Source organism: Streptomyces sp. NPDC006372, from assembly GCF_040612515.1.
Classification (GTDB): domain Bacteria; phylum Actinomycetota; class Actinomycetes; order Streptomycetales; family Streptomycetaceae; genus Streptomyces.
In genome coordinates, this window is record NZ_JBEXQJ010000004.1 from 180609 (window position 1) to 195630 (window position 15022).

Consider the following 15022-nt stretch of genomic DNA (forward strand, 5'->3'; position numbering starts at 1 on the left):
ATGCCCGCGCTCATCTTCGACTGCGACGGCGTCCTCGCCGACACCGAACGCGACGGACACCTGCCCGCGTTCAACCAGACCTTCGAGGAATTCGGCCTGCCGGTGCGGTGGAGCGACGCGGAGTACGCGGAGAAGGTGAAGGTCGGCGGCGGCAAGGAGCGGATGCGGACCCTGCTGACCCCCGACTTCATCGCCACGGCCGGACTGCCCTCCGACCAGGACGCACTCGACGAGCAGGTCGCCCGCTGGCACCGGCGCAAGACCGAGATCTACACCGGGATCATCCGCGGCGGGGACATCCCGCCCAGGCCCGGTGTGCGGCGGGTCGCACAGGAGGCCCACGAGGCCGGGTGGACGCTCGCGGTCGCCTCCACCTCCGCGGAGGCGTCCGTCCGCAGCGTGCTCGAGCTCGCCATGGGGCCCGAGCTGGCCGCCGGCTTCAGCGTCTTCGCCGGGGACGTGGTCCCGCGGAAGAAGCCGGCCCCGGACATCTACACCTTCACCGTCGACCGGCTCGGCCTCGATCCGAAGCAGGCTCTCGTGATCGAGGACAGCCGCAACGGCCTGCTGGCCGCCCTGGACGCCGGGCTGACCTGCGCCGTCACGACCAGCGCCTACACCGGGGAGGAGGACTTCACCGGGGCGTCGCTGGTGGTCACGTCGCTCGGCGATCCGGCACCGCAGGAGATTCCCGCCCGGGTGCTGAGCGATCCGCTCGGCGCCCGTCCGGGGCGCTGGGTGGTCCTCGCGGACCTGGCCGCCCTGCTCACCGCGAACGGAGGCCCGGACCCCCTTACGGGCTGATCTCGTCGAAGTCCATGTCGTCGCAGTCCATGTCGTCGAAGTCAGGAGAACCATGACAGCGCCATCGACATCCGCCGGTGACCTCGCCTTCGTCGTCCGGACCATGGCGCGGACCGCGGTGGACAACGAAAAGGCATTCGGTGACCTCGACGCCGTCGCGGGTGACGGCGACTTCGGGTACTCGCTCGCCCGCGGCTTCGAGATCGTGCTCGCCGACTGGGACACCCTCGTGTCCGACTCGCCGTCGGAGTTCCTGAAGAAGGTCGCCATGGTGGTCTCCAAGCGCGTCGGTGGCACGTCGGGGCCGCTCTGGGGCACCGCCCTGCTGCGGGCGTCCGGGGCCGTGAAGGACCGGACGGACTTGGTCGCCACGGACGCGGTCGCGATGCTGCGGGCCGCGGCCGAGGGCATCAAGGCGCGGGGCAGGTCCGACCTCGGAGACAAGACGCTGCTGGACGCGCTGATACCGATGACCGATGCCCTGGAACGGCGGCTGGCCGAGGGCGGACCGGGGCCCGGCGCGGCGGAACTCGCCCGGCTGGCCGCCGTGACGGCCCGTTCCGCGGCCGACGCGACGACACCCATGCAGGCCCGACGCGGCCGCCAGAGCTACACGGGCGAGCGCAGCATCGGTTCGCCGGACCCCGGCGCGGTGGCCGTCGCGGTCATGGCGGAGCGCATCGCCGACGAGTGGGACGCACAGGAGCGACGCGAAGGAGCGACGCCATGAAGAAGTTCGTGAACGACCCTCAGAACTATGTTCCGCAGATGCTCGAGGGACTGGCACTGGCCAACCCGGACACACTGAAGTACGTCCCCGAGCACAACCTGATCATGCGTGCCGACGCCCCGCAGGAGAACAAGGTCTCCATCGTCCAGGGCTCCGGATCCGGTCACGAGCCGGCCCATGTGATGAGCGTCGGCAAGGGAATGCTCGACGCGGCCTGCCCGGGCGATGTGTTCGCCGCGCCGCCGGCCGACTCGGTCTACGAGACGGTCAAGCGGGTCGCCTCCCCCAAGGGGGTTCTGCTCCTGGTCAACAACTACACCGGGGACCGGATGTCCTTCGAGATGGCCGAGGAGCTGTCCGAGGCCGACGGGCTGAACGTCCGTACCCTCTTCATCGATGATGACGTGGCCGTACAGGACTCGACGTTCACCGTCGGCCGACGCGGCGTGGCAGGCAACTTCTTCGTGATGAAGGCGGTCGGCGCGGCCGCGGAGCAGGGCGCGGACCTGGACGAGGTGTACCGGGTCGGCGAGAAGGTCAACTCCGTCGCCCGCTCCATGGGCATGGCACTGACCGCCTGCACACCCCCGGCGAAGGGCTCCCCGCTCTTCGACCTGCCGGACGACGCGGTCGAGATGGGCGTGGGCATCCACGGCGAGCCGGGCCGTAAGCGGGAGAAACTCCAGTCGGCGGACACGATGGTGAGCGAGCTCGTCAGCGCGGTCGTGGACGACCTGCCGTACTCCTCGGGGGACCACGTCGCACTGATGGTCAACGGCCTCGGCGGCACGCCGATCGGCGAGCTGTATCTCGTGTACGGCCGGGCCCACAAACAGCTGGCCGAGCGAGGCATCGAGATCGACCGCAGCTACGTGGGCGAGTACTGCACCTCGCTCGACATGGCCGGTGCCTCCATCACCCTGGTCCGCCTGGACGACGAGATAACCGAACTCCTCACCGCCCCCGCCGAAATCCCCATCCACGTCTTCTGACGGGAGCAGGTGCCACCTCATTATTTGACCGATCGTTCTTGATAGGTCTAGGGTCTTCGGCGTGGCCAGGACCAAGGAATTCGATCCGGACGCCGCGCTGCAGTCGGCTCTTGAGCTGTTCTGGCGGCGCGGCTACGAAGCGACGTCGATGGCGGATCTCGTCGAGTACCTCGGCATCGGCCGTGCCAGCATCTATGCGACCTTCGGCAGCAAGCACGAGCTGTACCTGAAGGCTCTGGAGCGGTATTCCGAGACGCGCGACCCGTTGCTCCTCGCCGAGCTGTCCCAGCCGGGCCCCGCACTGCCTTCGGTGCGGGCGGTGGTGCGTCGCTTCGCCGCGGAGGCCGCCTCCCCGGAGGACCGGCTGAACGGCTGCCTCATCACCAACACCGCGGCCGAGCTGGCGCCGCACGACCCCGCGGCGGCCCGGCGGGTCGAGATCAGCTGGGAGCACGTCGAAACCCTGCTGCACTCCGCGCTGGTGCGGGCACAGGCCCAGGGGGAGCTTCCCGAGGACCGGGATCCGCGCGCGCTGGCCCGCATGCTGCTCGTCCTGCTGCAGGGCGTGCGGATTGTCGGCAAGGCGTCGAACGATCCGGCCCGGGTGCGGGACGCGGCCGAACAGGCGCTGGCCCTGTTGGACTGAATCACGTTCACCGAAGGAGCTGCCGGGTCACTTCCGTATGCCCAAATACTGAACCGATCGGTCAAATATCAGGGGGAGGTATGACCGTTACGGGCCACGCTCGCGTCGCCACCACGCACCATCGACATGCCTTCGTTCTCCTCGGCAGTCTCCAGACGGCGCTGATCTTCACGCTGTCCGCGCTCGCCGTGCCGCTTCCCCGCATCGGACACGAATTCGCCCTGGAGCGCGCCGACTTGATCCTGCTCAGCGCCGCCTACGGATTGACCTTCGCCGGACTGCTGCTCTTCGGCGGACGCCTCGCCGACCGCTACGGCGGCCGACGCGCCCTCACCGCGGGCCTTGTCCTCTTCGCTTCCGCCTCGGCCGCCGCCCCGCTCGCCACAGGCATCGGGGCGTTGCTCGCGGCGCGCTTCGCACAGGGCGCGGGAGCGGCTCTGGTCGCGCCGGCCGCCATGGCCGTACTGCGCGCCGTCTTCCCGTCCCCTGCCGCGTACGGCAGGGCGATGGCCACCTGGGGTGGCCTTTCGGTGCTGGGCGCGACTACGGGCAATCTGGTCTCCGGCGTCATCTCGGCGCTGCTTTCCTGGCGTTGGACTCTCGCTGTACCGCTCGTGGTGGCGGTTGCGGCTCTCGCCCTCACGCCCCGGCTGCTGCCGGACACCGCGCCGAGCCGGGACAGGGCTCTGGACCTGCCGGGTGCTCTGCTCGCCACCGGCGGGATCACTCTGGCCGGCTACGGGCTCGTCGTCACCGACGCCCGCCCCTGGTCGTCGGCCGGCGTGCTCGTGCCGCTGCTCGGCGGGACCGTACTGCTCGCCGCTTTCGGGTACGCCGAGCGCCGCTCCCGCGACCCGCTGCTGCCACCCCGTTTCCTGGCTGACCGGCGGCGGGCCCTCGCCCTCACGGCCACCGCACTGAGCGCCTGCGGGACCGCGATGACCTTCGTCGTCCTCTCGCTCCATTTCCAGCAGGCGCGCGACTGGTCTCTGCTGCAGACCTCGGCCGCCTTCGCGCCGTTCGCCGTCGCGCTCATTGCCTCCGGCCGGGCGGCAGGGCCGCTCATCGGCCGGTACGGGGCCAGAACCGTCACGGCCGTCGGGCTGGGCACAGGCGCGGCCGGGCTCGCCTTCCTCGCGTTCACGGGGCTCGACCCGCATACCTCGTACGCGCTTGGACTGCTGCCGGGCCTCGTGCTGCTGCCGGCCGGCGCCGCGGCCTCCTTCGCGGGAACCGCCGTGCTTGCAATGCACGGCGCGCCACAGCGGCAGACCGGGCTTGCGGGCGGCGTGCTGAACACCGCGATGGAAATCGGCCCGACCGTTGTCTTCGCCGTCCTGCTCACGCTCGGCAGCGACGCCCGGTCCCTGGCTGTGACGGGGGCCGCCCTGGCCGTCGTCGCCCTCCTGTGCCACCGCACCAAGGAATCCATCACTCAAGGGAGTCAGTGAAAATGAACCGCTTCACCGGCAAGACCGTCCTCGTCACCGGAGCCGGCTCCGGCCTCGGCCGTGCGATCGCGGTCGCCTTCGCCGCCGAGGGCGCAGCCGTGGTCGCCGCGGGACGCACCGCGGCCTCCCTGGAAGAGACCGTCCGTCTCATCCAGGCGGCTGACGGCACGGCCGCCGCTGTCACTGCCGATGTCACCGACTCCGGCCGGCTCCAGAACCTCGTCCGCGAGAGCGCCATCCGATTCGGCGGACTGGACATCGCGGTCAACAACGCGGGGATACTCCGCGGCACCGTACCCGTCGGCGAGGTGAGCGAGGAGGACTGGGACGCGGTGCTGCGGACCAATGTCACCGGCGTCTGGCTGGCGATGAAACACCAGATCGCGCACATGAAGGAGAACGGCGGCGGTGCCATCGTGAACATCTCGTCCAACCTGGGCGCACATCTGCGGATCCCGAACACCGCCGCGTACATCACCTCGAAGGCAGCCGTCTCCGCGCTGACCCGTGCCGCCGCCCTCGACCACATCCACCAGGGCATCCGTATCAACGCGGTCAGCCCGGGCGCCTCCGCCGCCCCCATGTCGCTGCGTCCCGGCGAGACCGAGGCCGACCGCGCCGAGCGGGTGAAGACGCAGAACCCGCTGGGCCGGGTCGCGGAGGCCGAAGAGGTGGCGGCCGCCGTGCTCTACCTCGCCTCGCCCGCGGCGGGCGCGGTGGTCGGCACCGACCTGGTCGTCGACAGTGGATCATCGGCGTGACGGGTTCCCAGGGCTCTCAGCTTGGGAAGCGACGGCGCTTGGGTGGTCGTATGGCCGCTGAACTGGGTAGATGCGTTACGCAGCGGCAGGAGTGAGGGCCTTTCGGCGCCGCTGTTGATCATGGTCGTCCGCTCCGAAGGGCACGCGCTCATGGTCGATCGGGCGTAGTACGTGTTCGAGCCGACCGGCTCGCTTTCACGGGATCAGCCGGCACCGGGGACGGAACTGTCGGGCGCTTCATGCCCGGCCCGGCGGCGGTACTCGGCGTTGATGCGCTGAGCTTCTTCGAGCTGGTCCTCAAGGATGACGATGCGGCAAGCGGCCTCGATGGGGGTGCCCCTGTCGACGAGCTCGCGGGCGCGCGCCGCGATCCGGAGTTGGTAGCGGGAGTACCGGCGGTGTCCGCCCTCCGAGCGCAGCGGCGTGATCAGACGAGCCTCACCGATGGCTCGGAGGAAGGCCGGGGTGGTGCCGAGCATCTCGGCGGCCCGCCCCATCGTGTATGCGGGGTAGTCGTCGTCGTCCAGACGATCACTGAGGGGGATATCTGCTGTCATGTCACCTCGTTGTGCAACGCGTCGAGGGGCCCTGGTGCCGTACGGCACCAGGGCCCCGAAGGAAATTCAACACCATCTGTCGGCCCTAATGCTGCGCCGACCTTCTGTTTCCGCTACCAGCCCTGCAGAAAGGGGGGTGCGGGGATCGCGGCTGCGTGACCGGGGACCACCTTCCAATCCGGGGTCTTGCGGTACCCGGGCGAGTGCTTCTCGGACCGGGCGATCCTGATGGCGTCTGCTCCTCCGTTCTTCCTCTGAACCAACTGCTTGCTGTACTGCAACCCGCCAGTTCGTGTCTGCCGGGCTTCGCTTGACCGGTGTCAACGAGAAAAAGACTAACCGTGCCAGAGCTCAATGTCTACTCTGGCAAGAGCAGATTTATGTCCTGCGGGGGAACAGATACCCTGCGACCTGCAGCAAACGGATGGCGCAGCCGTCGTGAGAACAGCCGTGAGGGCCCTGCCGACACATGTCGGCAGGGCCCTCAACGGGATCCTGATGGCGGCTTGCCGCCCGTCCTCATCCGGCGTGGCCTACCTGCTAGACGGGGCAGCAGCGGTGGCCGATGGTCACGGACTCACCTGACTGATCGGGGGAGGTGATCAGCGAGGACGTCCCGTAGTCGGATCTGGTCCGTGTACGTGGAACCGCCGCGGTGGACGGCGAGTTCGGCCAGGGTGATCGAGCCCGTGCACTGGTCGTCTCCGTCGCACAGGAGGAGGTACTCGACACGGGCACCGGCCATGACGGACAGGGCGACCTCGACGGTCATGTCGTCACTGACCCGAGGTCCGGCCGCCTCCTTGCCGTCGAGCGCGCTCACGGGGGAGAGAACCGCCTGTCGTCCCTGCGTCTGAACCGATGTCAAAGCCGCCTCCTCGGAGTTGGGTGAGCTTCTGATCGATGCCCCTAGGCCGCCGGATCGAAGGCGGGCCGCTCTGCCCTGCGCCGCTTCGCCTGTCCGGTGGGGCGCCCCTGAGCGGAGCGGTCGCGGCGGCCTCGGGACGAGGGAGCCGCGGAGGAGACGGCACGGCGGGGACGTGCCACGGCCGGTGCGGTGATGACGACCGGAACACCGGAAGGGGCCTGGGCGCCTGTGATGCGGGTCAGCTCCGCCTCACCGGACCGTACGGCGGTGATCTGCGGGGTGATGCCGGCCGAAGCCATCAGGCGGTTCATGCCGCGGCGCTGGCCGGGGGTCACCAGGGTGACGACGCTGCCGGACTCCCCGGCGCGGGCGGTACGGCCGCCGCGGTGCAGGTAGTCCTTGTGGTCGGTGGGCGGATCGACGTTGACGACGAGGTCGAGGTTGTCGACATGGATGCCGCGGGCCGCGACGTTGGTCGCCACCAGTACCGTCACGTGTCCGGTCTTGAACTGGGCGAGGGTCCGCGTGCGCTGCGGTTGGGACTTGCCACCGTGCAGGGCCGCCGCGCGGACGCCGCTGTTCAGCAGGTGCTTGGTCAGCCGGTCCACGGCGTGCTTGGTGTCCAGGAACATGATCACGCGGCCGTCTCGTGCGGCGATCTCGGTGGTCGCCTGGTGCTTGTCCGCTTCGTGCACGTGGAGCACGTGGTGTTCCATCGTGGTGACCGCTCCCGCGGACGGGTCGACGGAGTGGACCACCGGGTCGGTCAGGTAGCGGCGGACGAGCAGGTCGACGTTGCGGTCCAGCGTGGCGGAGAAGAGCATCCGCTGCCCTCCGGGGCGCACCTGGTCGAGCAGCGCGGTGACCTGGGGCATGAAGCCCATGTCGGCCATCTGGTCTGCCTCGTCGAGGACAGTGATGTCGACGGCGTCCAGCCGGCAGTCGCCCCGGACGATGAGGTCCTTGAGGCGCCCCGGGGTCGCGACGACGACCTCCGCGCCGACACGGAGTGCACCGGCCTGTTTGCCGATCGACATCCCGCCGACCACGGTGGCCAGCCGCAGCTTCACGGCACGGGCGTACGGAGTGAGCGCGTCGGTGACCTGCTGGGCGAGCTCTCGGGTGGGTACGAGGACGAGGGCAAGCGGCTGCCGCGGCTCGGCGCGCCGGCCCGCTGTACGGGCCAGCGCCGCCAGGCCGAAGGCGAGGGTCTTGCCCGATCCGGTGCGGCCACGGCCGAGTACGTCACGACCGGCGAGGGAGTTGGGCAGGGTCGCCCCCTGGATGGGGAACGGCACGGTCACGCCCTCGTGACCGAGTGCGGCCAGCAGGGGTGCCGGCAGGGCGAGGTCGGCGAACGAGTCGACGGCGGGCAGCGCGGGCGTGACCGTCACCGGCAGCGCGAACTCGCCCTGGGGTGCGGTCTGCCGACGATCGTTGCCCCTGGAACGCCGGGGAGCCCCCGAGCGCCCGGCGGCAAAACCCCGGGAGCGGTCGTTGGTACGGGTCGTGCGGGCGGTGCGTGCGCGGTTCAAGCGGAACCTTCCTCAATGTGAGCACGTAGGCACGTAGCAAGGAATTTCCGCAGCAAAATGAACGGCGCAGAGAATCGCGAGAACGAGCCGGGGTTGATGGGCGCCGAGTCGTATCGACGGGGGGAATACATCACCCTTCGGTGATCTGGTGGGGTCTTCCCGTCACGCGCCCTGAAATGCAGCGAGCTGGGGCCCGCACCCCAAGGTGCGGGCCCCAGCTGCGAAGTATGCGTTACTGCCGGTGTCAGGCGGGAACGATGTTCTCCGCCGTCGGGCCCTTCTGGCCCTGCGCGATGTCGAACGACACCTTCTGGCCTTCCAGCAGCTCGCGGAAGCCCTGGGTGGCGATGTTCGAGTAGTGGGCGAAGACGTCGGCGCCGCCGCCGTCCTGCTCGATGAAGCCGAAGCCCTTTTCCGCGTTGAACCACTTCACGGTGCCAGTAGCCATGTCATTTCTCCTTCGGAGACGAGGTCCGGAATTCGCCCTGTGCGGATCCCGCGTCGCCGTGCTGATTAACCCGTCGGAAAATGAACCTTCTGGCAACCACACCTGCAACTGAGATCGACGTTAGCATGACGCGGTCGGCTCTGCGTGGTCAATAATTCCGCTCGGGTTGACGGTCGAGGAATACTCGCCGTGCGCCGTGCCTATTTCTCACTTCACGGATACAGATATTTGATCCGCGCGGATGCGGTGTTCCTGCCGAACGCTTCCGGCCGCAGCGCCATGACCTCCGTCGATGAGCTGTGCGCCGTTGCCCTCGTCGTCAACGGATGGGACAACCGCGAACGCGCCGAGAGCTCACCACCGCGATGAAGGTCACATCGGCGCAGAGGAGACGACCTCTCCTAGTCGGCCCGTTCGGCGGTCCAGGTGATGTGCGGGGGCTCGACTCGTGCGCACAGGGGCCCGCCCTGCGCGTCGGTCAGGCCGAGGCGTCCGACCAGCAGCCCGTCGCGTGCGGCGGCGGCGAGTACGTCGGCGGGTATGACGTCGAGCAGGAGCTTGGCGCGGCGGAACATCGTGAAGGTGCCCGACTCGTCGACCGTGCCCCACGACAGGTAGATGAACCGCCGGCCCAGACGGTCCTGCACGTAGGGGCCTTTGACCTCGATGCCGGTCGGCGAAGCGCTCGTGGAGCACTCCAGGGTCCATGTCGCGGACGGTGCGTCGCCGGGTTGTGGCGCGAGGAGTTCGGCCGGACGGTCGCGGCGTTGCACGGCGACGTGGATGTTGCCGTACGCCGGGACCGTGCCGTCGACGGAGGCTGGGCGGGTGAGGCCGGGCAGGTCGACGGCGTCGATGCGGATGCGCATGAGGGCCATCATCCGCCATCGTCCGTGCAGAGGTAAGCCGACCTCGAACTGGGGTGGGCCACGGCAGCGGTGACCTCATCACTCAGGACCGGCCTCTCTGCGGCGGCCTCCTCGTCCCTGCTCACTCCTGCCGGCCCGCGAACCCGCCCCGGATGCGGCTTGCCGCCCGCACGTCGGCGTCCTCGTGTACCGCCGGCGTCTGGGTGACGTTTGAGTGTGCAGGTGCGCTGGATACTGCGGGCCAGTTGTGTGACTGCTGTGCCTGAGTCATGCCAATGTGAACTGAGGGATCAGAGTGGCCCTGCGTCCAGCACGTCATCGGCGTTCTTTGAAACGTCGTTTCCTCGCCGGGGCTGCTGCCGCTGTGGCGGCCGGGCGACGAAGGTGCTCACCTCGCCGATCGCGTCGTACGGCGGCTTCGGCATGGTCCGTGTCGGAGTCGACCGGGACGGCGACGCGGTCATCAGCTGCCACTCCGGCGGCGGCTCCGTCGCACAGGTCTGGGCCTCGCGCTGGAGCCGCACCGGCACCCTCGCGGCCCCGCTGCGCATCTCGGCCGCCACGGACAACGTGGGCTTCCACCACGCGCTCGCGACGGACCTCGACGGCGACTCGATGATCGTGTGGCCCCGCTACAGCAGTGGCAAGCCCGAGTTGCTCGGCCGTCGGCTGTCCGCGGGCGGCACCCGCGGCACCGTCACCGCCCTCGGCGCCGGCGACCGGCCCGACCTGGCTCTCGATGACGACGGCGACGGCAATCTGGTCTTCCACACGGTCGTGCCCAAGTCGGCGCCTCCGTACAGCTACACGAAGATCAGCGCTCGCCTGATCAGCCGCTCCGGTGGGTTCGGCACCACGAAGACGCTCACGTCGGACGGCCGGGTGCCCCAGGCCGACGCCCGCCCGACATCCCGGTTCACGGTGATCTGGCAGCAGGAGACCTTCCCGTACACGATCAAGTCCGTCACCGGCCCCTGACCGACCGGCATCAACTGCCTCGCCGTACCCCTTCGGCGGTTTCCACTCATCACTTCGTGAAGGAGATCCATGCGCAAGCGCGCTGCCTTTGCTGTCCTCACCGCTGTCACCGCAGTGGCAGGCTTCGCCGTCCCCGGTGCATACGCGGACGACAACGTGGGCGACATCCAGGTCGACAGCGTCGTCGTCAACGGCGGTAAGAACATCGTGGTCGACACGGCCGACAAGACGATCACGGTCTCGGTGACCGCCACCGACCCGTCGGGCATCTGGGACGCGGACTTCAACCTGTGGCGGGGCCCGGACGGCACCGACCCCTACTACAGCGCCGACGGCGTGATCGATCCCAACGAGACCACCACCCCGGCGAACTGCGTCGCCTCCAGCAGTACGACGTCGACCTGCTCGAAGACCTTCACCTTCGAACCGGACTGGTGGCTCACGAACGCCGACGCCGGCACCTGGAAGGTCCAAGTCCAGGTATCGGCCAACGACGGCAGCTACACCGACCGGTGGGCCTACACCACCACCCGCCTCCAGCGGCACTCCAAGCTGACCGCCAACGCGAGTCCTGAGCCGATCGCCAAGGGCAAAACGCTCACCATCACCGGCAAGCTGACCCGGGCCAACTGGGACACGCTCGATTACCGGGGCTACACCAACCAGCCGGTCAGGCTCCAGTTCCGCAAGGCTGGTACTACGACCTACACCACCATCAAGACCGTGTACACCTCCAGCACCGGCAACCTGACGACCACGGCCCCCGCGTCCGAAGACGGCTACTGGCGCTGGGACTTCGCAGGCACCTCCACCACCCCGGCCGTCAAGGCAACCGGCGACTTCGTGGACGTGCAGTAACAAAAGAACCCCCGGGTCTCTGACCTGGGGGTTTCACATGGAGCGGGTCACGAGAATCGAACTCGCGCTCTCAGCTCGGGAAGCGACGGCGCTTGGCAGCGAGCTTCTTGCCCCGGGTTCAGTCGGCCGTGGCCGGGCCGAACCAGGTGGTGAGGGCGGTCTGAAGAGCGGCGGGGTCGAGGGTGGTGCCGGCGGGTGCGGTCCAGGCGACGTGACCGTCGGGGCGGATGAGGAGCGCGGCGGGGGCAGGGGCCTCGTCCACCGGCCAGACGGGCCAGGGGCCGGCCGCGGACCGGGCCTCGACGAGGTCGACGCGATCGGCCCAACTCCGGGCCGCGGCCGCCAGTTCGGTGTCACCGCGCAGGTCGAGCAGCACGGGGCGTGCGGTGCGCAGCAGGTCGAAGACACGACGGTGGCCGTCACGGGTCTTCAGATCGATGTCGGGGACCCGCCGGCCGGTCAGCGGGTGGTCGTCGCTCATGGGGTAGCGGAGATCCAGCGCGGTGATCATGCCGCCCAGATGCCGGTTGACGTCGTCGTATCCGATGAGCGAACGGAGTACGTCGCGTAACGCGTCGGTCTGAGGGCCCGGACGCGTCAGCGCCGTCTGCGCCCGGGTGTTGTGCAGCACCCGTTCCGCGACGGGATACCGCTCGGCGTGGTAGCTGTCCAGCAGGATCTCCGGCGCCCGGCCGTGCACCACCGAGGCGAGTTCCCAGCCGAGGTTGACCGCGTCCTGGACTCCCAGATTCAGTCCCTGGCCGCCTGCCGGGAAGTGGATGTGCGCCGCGTCGCCCGCCAGCAGCACCCGGCCTTCCCGGTACCGCTCGGCCTGCCGGGCCGCGTCGCCGAACCGGGAGACCCAACGGGGACTGTGCATACCGAAGTCGGTGCCCGCGATCCCCAGCAGTGACTCCCGCAGCTCCTCGAACGTCACCGGTTCCCTCTGGTCGGCGACACGGCCGTGCTCCGTGGTGATCACCCGGTACCAGCCCGGCTCGAAGGCGAACACCGAGAAGTCACCGCCTGATCGTCGCTGCATGAAGAGCGATTCGGCGGGCGGATCGGTGAGTTCGACGTCGCCGAGCAGCGCGGTCACGGTCGCCGGGGTACCGGGGAAGCCGATGCCGGCCAGCTTGCGCACCGCGCTGCGCCCGCCGTCGCAGCCCACGAGGTAGCGGGCGCGCAGGGTCGAACGTAAGCCCTCCGGTCCGCCCACTTCGACCTCGACATCACTGTCGTTCTGGCGGATCCCGGTCACCTCGGACGACCAGCGCACCCGTACACCGAGCTCGGTGGCCCACTCCTCCAGGAGCCGCTCGACATGGGACTGCAGGAGCACCAGCGACCGGGCGTGCCTGGTCTCGAACCGGTCGAAGTCCAGCCACAGCCCCGAGAAGTGACCTATCGAGCGCGGTACGCCGGCCGCCAGGAAGCGGTCCAGGACGCCCCGTTGGTCCAGCACTTCCATCGTCCTTGCGTGCATCCCGCCGGCCCGCGACTCACCGGTCCGCGCGGCGAGCCGGTCGGCCACCACCACGTCGACCCCCGCCAGCCGCAGCTCGCAGGCGAGCATCAGGCCCGTCGGCCCGGCGCCCGCGATCACCACATCCGCGTCCGTCTTCCTGTCGGTCATCTGTGTTTTCCCCCTGCTCCGGTTCGGCTGCCGGCCCCGCCCGCCGTCTCTAACGGCGTTAGGGACTCTAACGTCGTTAGAGAGTGCCTCTAACGGTGTTAGGGTGTCAAGCGCCCTGGAAGGGGGAGCGGGAAGAGGGGAGCGGGATGAAGATCAACTCCGAGGTGATCGCCCGGACGGCGTTGCGACTGCTCGACGACGTCGGCCTCGACGGGCTCACCATGCGCCTTGTCGCCGAGGACCTGGGCGTACGAGCCCCCACCCTCTACTGGCACATCAAGAACAAGCAGCAGCTGCTCGACGCCATGGCCACCCTGGTCTACGTCGAGGCGGCCGAGCGGCTGGAGTCACCCCGCGAGGGCACGTCCTGGGAGGACTGGCTCGCCGACTGGGCCCGCCACCTGCGTCAGGCGATGCTGAGCCACCGGGACGGAGCACGCGTCCTCGCCGGCACCTACGTGAACCACCCGGCCGTGCACCGGGCGGTGGAGCTGAACCTGCGAACCCTCCGGGACGCCGGCTTCACCCTCAGCGAGGCGGCACGCGGTTTCCCGGCGGTCCTGCACTACACCATCGGCCACACCATCGAGGAGCAGGCCCACACCAGCACGGCGTACGGCGACGACAACCCCTACGCGCCCGAGCGGCTCGCCGGGTTGATCGATGCCGAACGCTTTCCCCTCGCCGCCCAGGCGTCGAGCGACCTGCTCGGCATGGACGGCGACGTCGGCTTCGAACACGGGCTGCGCATCCTCGTGCTCGGTCTGCGCGCCGCCAAGGAGGAGCGGGAGCGCGGCTGACCCGGGCAGGTCGGCGACCGAATCGGTGGCGACCACTCTCCGCGGTCGAAACTCGTGACCATGCCGTGCCGTGCGGACGCCGTGGGGCACGCGGACGCACTCAGCCTGAAGGACACCCACGTGTGGGCCCGACGGTTCCGGATCATGCCTTCGCACTCCCGATAAACGTTTTTCGCGCACGTCGGCGTCGGTGATGATTCATGGCATGAACACCCCCTCCCGGATCAGCACGCTCGCTCTGCGGCACGCGATTCCGCACCCTCTCGCGATCGATCAGTGGGCAGAGGTGCGTCCGCTGATCGACGGCCGGGACGTGCTGGCAGCTATCCACCCCGGCGGGGTGTCGAGCTGCTCACGCAGGGAGTGGTTCGGACCGGCCGAGGGATGGCCGCTGTCGGCGCTGGAGGAACCTCGCCGCGTCGAGCTGTCCAACAACGACTGCTACACGGGCTGCTGCGGAGGCATCTTTGTCACCATCCACCGCCGGGGTGACAGGGTGGTGTGGTCGTCATGGCAGAACACGAACGACATCCGGGTACCCGTCCCCGCAGATGTCCACTTCGATGCGGCTCAGTACGACGCGGAACTGACGCGTGCCGTCGCGGACACCGGATGGGAAGAGCCCGTGGACACTGTCGCCCGGCTCGTGACCCAGGAGTTCATGCGCAGTGGCTGGTTCGAGCGCTGGGATTGCGTTGTCGACCGGGTGGAGCCGCGGCGCGAGGAGCCCGAAGGGGTAGAGGTGTACTTCAGCCGTCGTCGGGAGGCGTCGCCCCATGGCCCCGGCTTCACCTTCGACTTGCCCGTCGCTCGTGACGTGCCGGCCGAGGACCAGGCCCGGCGCTTCATCGCCCGGATCACGGCCGACGACCCTCGGAAGACCGCCGAACCGCTGTAAACAAGCAATAAACCCCAGGTCACTGACCTGGGGTTTGATCATGGAGCGGGTGACGAGAATCGAACTCGCGCTCTCAGCTTGGGAAGCGACGGCGCTCGCGGGGGTGCGTCGTGTCTGACCTGCGCCTACGCGGTTTGCGTTCCCGTGCCTTCGGCTTGGATAGCACCGCAATTGACCGTGATTCGCCGTCC

Annotated in this window: 17 protein-coding genes; 11 read left to right on the forward strand and 6 right to left on the reverse strand. The window is 69.1% G+C overall.

What is annotated here, in order from left to right; genetic code table 11:
- The 6 genes from ABZ016_RS10270 to ABZ016_RS10295 all read left to right on the forward strand — a co-directional run bounded on the left by ABZ016_RS10270 (window position 1) and on the right by ABZ016_RS10295 (window position 5384).
- The gene (locus ABZ016_RS10270; protein ID WP_356916116.1) at window positions 1–804 is read left to right on the forward strand and encodes an HAD-IA family hydrolase; all 804 of its coding nucleotides are present in this window, start codon (window positions 1–3) and stop codon (window positions 802–804) included.
- Between the two features lie 52 nt (window positions 805–856).
- Complete coding sequence (dhaL, locus tag ABZ016_RS10275) at window positions 857–1534, forward strand: dihydroxyacetone kinase subunit DhaL (RefSeq protein ID WP_356916117.1); 678 nt, start codon at window positions 857–859, stop codon at window positions 1532–1534.
- The gene (gene dhaK, locus ABZ016_RS10280; protein ID WP_356916118.1) at window positions 1531–2526 is read left to right on the forward strand and encodes a dihydroxyacetone kinase subunit DhaK; all 996 of its coding nucleotides are present in this window, start codon (window positions 1531–1533) and stop codon (window positions 2524–2526) included. Before dhaL ends, dhaK begins: the two co-directional genes overlap by 4 nt.
- 61 nt (window positions 2527–2587) lie before the next feature.
- Window positions 2588–3172, forward strand: a complete 585-nt coding sequence (locus tag ABZ016_RS10285; protein WP_356916119.1) for a TetR/AcrR family transcriptional regulator — start codon at window positions 2588–2590, stop codon at window positions 3170–3172.
- A gap of 80 nt (window positions 3173–3252) precedes the next feature.
- A complete protein-coding gene (locus ABZ016_RS10290) occupies window positions 3253–4623 on the forward strand; it encodes an MFS transporter (RefSeq protein ID WP_356916120.1) in 1371 nt (456 codons plus the stop codon).
- Between the two features lie 2 nt (window positions 4624–4625).
- Window positions 4626–5384, forward strand: coding sequence for an SDR family oxidoreductase (locus ABZ016_RS10295; RefSeq protein ID WP_356916121.1), 759 nt, complete (start codon window positions 4626–4628; stop codon window positions 5382–5384).
- A gap of 203 nt (window positions 5385–5587) precedes the next feature.
- On the opposite strand, the gene ABZ016_RS10300 is transcribed toward ABZ016_RS10295, so the two are convergent.
- From ABZ016_RS10300 to ABZ016_RS10315, 4 genes are all read right to left on the reverse strand, one after another.
- Window positions 5588–5941 (reverse strand): MerR family transcriptional regulator, encoded by a 354-nt coding sequence (locus tag ABZ016_RS10300; RefSeq protein ID WP_356916122.1) that lies wholly within the window; start codon window positions 5939–5941, stop codon window positions 5588–5590.
- Window positions 5942–6518: 577 nt separating this feature from the next.
- Window positions 6519–6713, reverse strand: coding sequence for a hypothetical protein (locus ABZ016_RS10305; RefSeq protein WP_356916335.1), 195 nt, complete (start codon window positions 6711–6713; stop codon window positions 6519–6521).
- A gap of 137 nt (window positions 6714–6850) precedes the next feature.
- Window positions 6851–8344, reverse strand: a complete 1494-nt coding sequence (locus ABZ016_RS10310) for a DEAD/DEAH box helicase (protein ID WP_356916123.1) — start codon at window positions 8342–8344, stop codon at window positions 6851–6853.
- Between the two features lie 244 nt (window positions 8345–8588).
- Window positions 8589–8792, reverse strand: a complete 204-nt coding sequence (locus ABZ016_RS10315; RefSeq protein ID WP_028799214.1) for a cold-shock protein — start codon at window positions 8790–8792, stop codon at window positions 8589–8591.
- 189 nt (window positions 8793–8981) lie between these two features.
- Here ABZ016_RS10315 and ABZ016_RS10320 point away from each other — a divergent pair, with 189 nt between their 5' ends.
- Entirely contained in the window at window positions 8982–9161 is a 180-nt protein-coding gene (locus ABZ016_RS10320; protein ID WP_356916124.1) for a hypothetical protein, read from the forward strand.
- A gap of 32 nt (window positions 9162–9193) precedes the next feature.
- Here ABZ016_RS10320 and ABZ016_RS10325 read toward each other — a convergent pair whose 3' ends face one another.
- Window positions 9194–9661 (reverse strand): DUF5990 family protein, encoded by a 468-nt coding sequence (locus tag ABZ016_RS10325; RefSeq protein ID WP_356916125.1) that lies wholly within the window; start codon window positions 9659–9661, stop codon window positions 9194–9196.
- 384 nt (window positions 9662–10045) lie between these two features.
- Here ABZ016_RS10325 and ABZ016_RS10330 point away from each other — a divergent pair, with 384 nt between their 5' ends.
- Window positions 10046–10639, forward strand: coding sequence for a hypothetical protein (locus ABZ016_RS10330; RefSeq protein ID WP_356916126.1), 594 nt, complete (start codon window positions 10046–10048; stop codon window positions 10637–10639).
- Between the two features lie 69 nt (window positions 10640–10708).
- Window positions 10709–11497 (forward strand): calcium-binding protein, encoded by a 789-nt coding sequence (locus ABZ016_RS10335; RefSeq protein ID WP_356916127.1) that lies wholly within the window; start codon window positions 10709–10711, stop codon window positions 11495–11497.
- A 118-nt stretch (window positions 11498–11615) separates the two neighbouring features.
- On the opposite strand, the gene ABZ016_RS10340 is transcribed toward ABZ016_RS10335, so the two are convergent.
- Window positions 11616–13133: an FAD-dependent monooxygenase gene (locus ABZ016_RS10340; protein WP_356916128.1), complete on the reverse strand. Its 1518-nt coding sequence runs from the start codon at window positions 13131–13133 to the stop codon at window positions 11616–11618.
- A gap of 146 nt (window positions 13134–13279) precedes the next feature.
- Between ABZ016_RS10340 and ABZ016_RS10345 the strand changes: the two genes are divergently transcribed.
- Together ABZ016_RS10345 and ABZ016_RS10350 are read left to right on the forward strand one after the other, a co-directional pair.
- A complete protein-coding gene (locus tag ABZ016_RS10345; protein ID WP_356916129.1) occupies window positions 13280–13933 on the forward strand; it encodes a TetR/AcrR family transcriptional regulator C-terminal domain-containing protein in 654 nt (217 codons plus the stop codon).
- 205 nt (window positions 13934–14138) lie between these two features.
- The gene (locus ABZ016_RS10350; RefSeq protein WP_356916130.1) at window positions 14139–14831 is read left to right on the forward strand and encodes a hypothetical protein; all 693 of its coding nucleotides are present in this window, start codon (window positions 14139–14141) and stop codon (window positions 14829–14831) included.
- Window positions 14832–15022 lie beyond the last annotated feature (191 nt).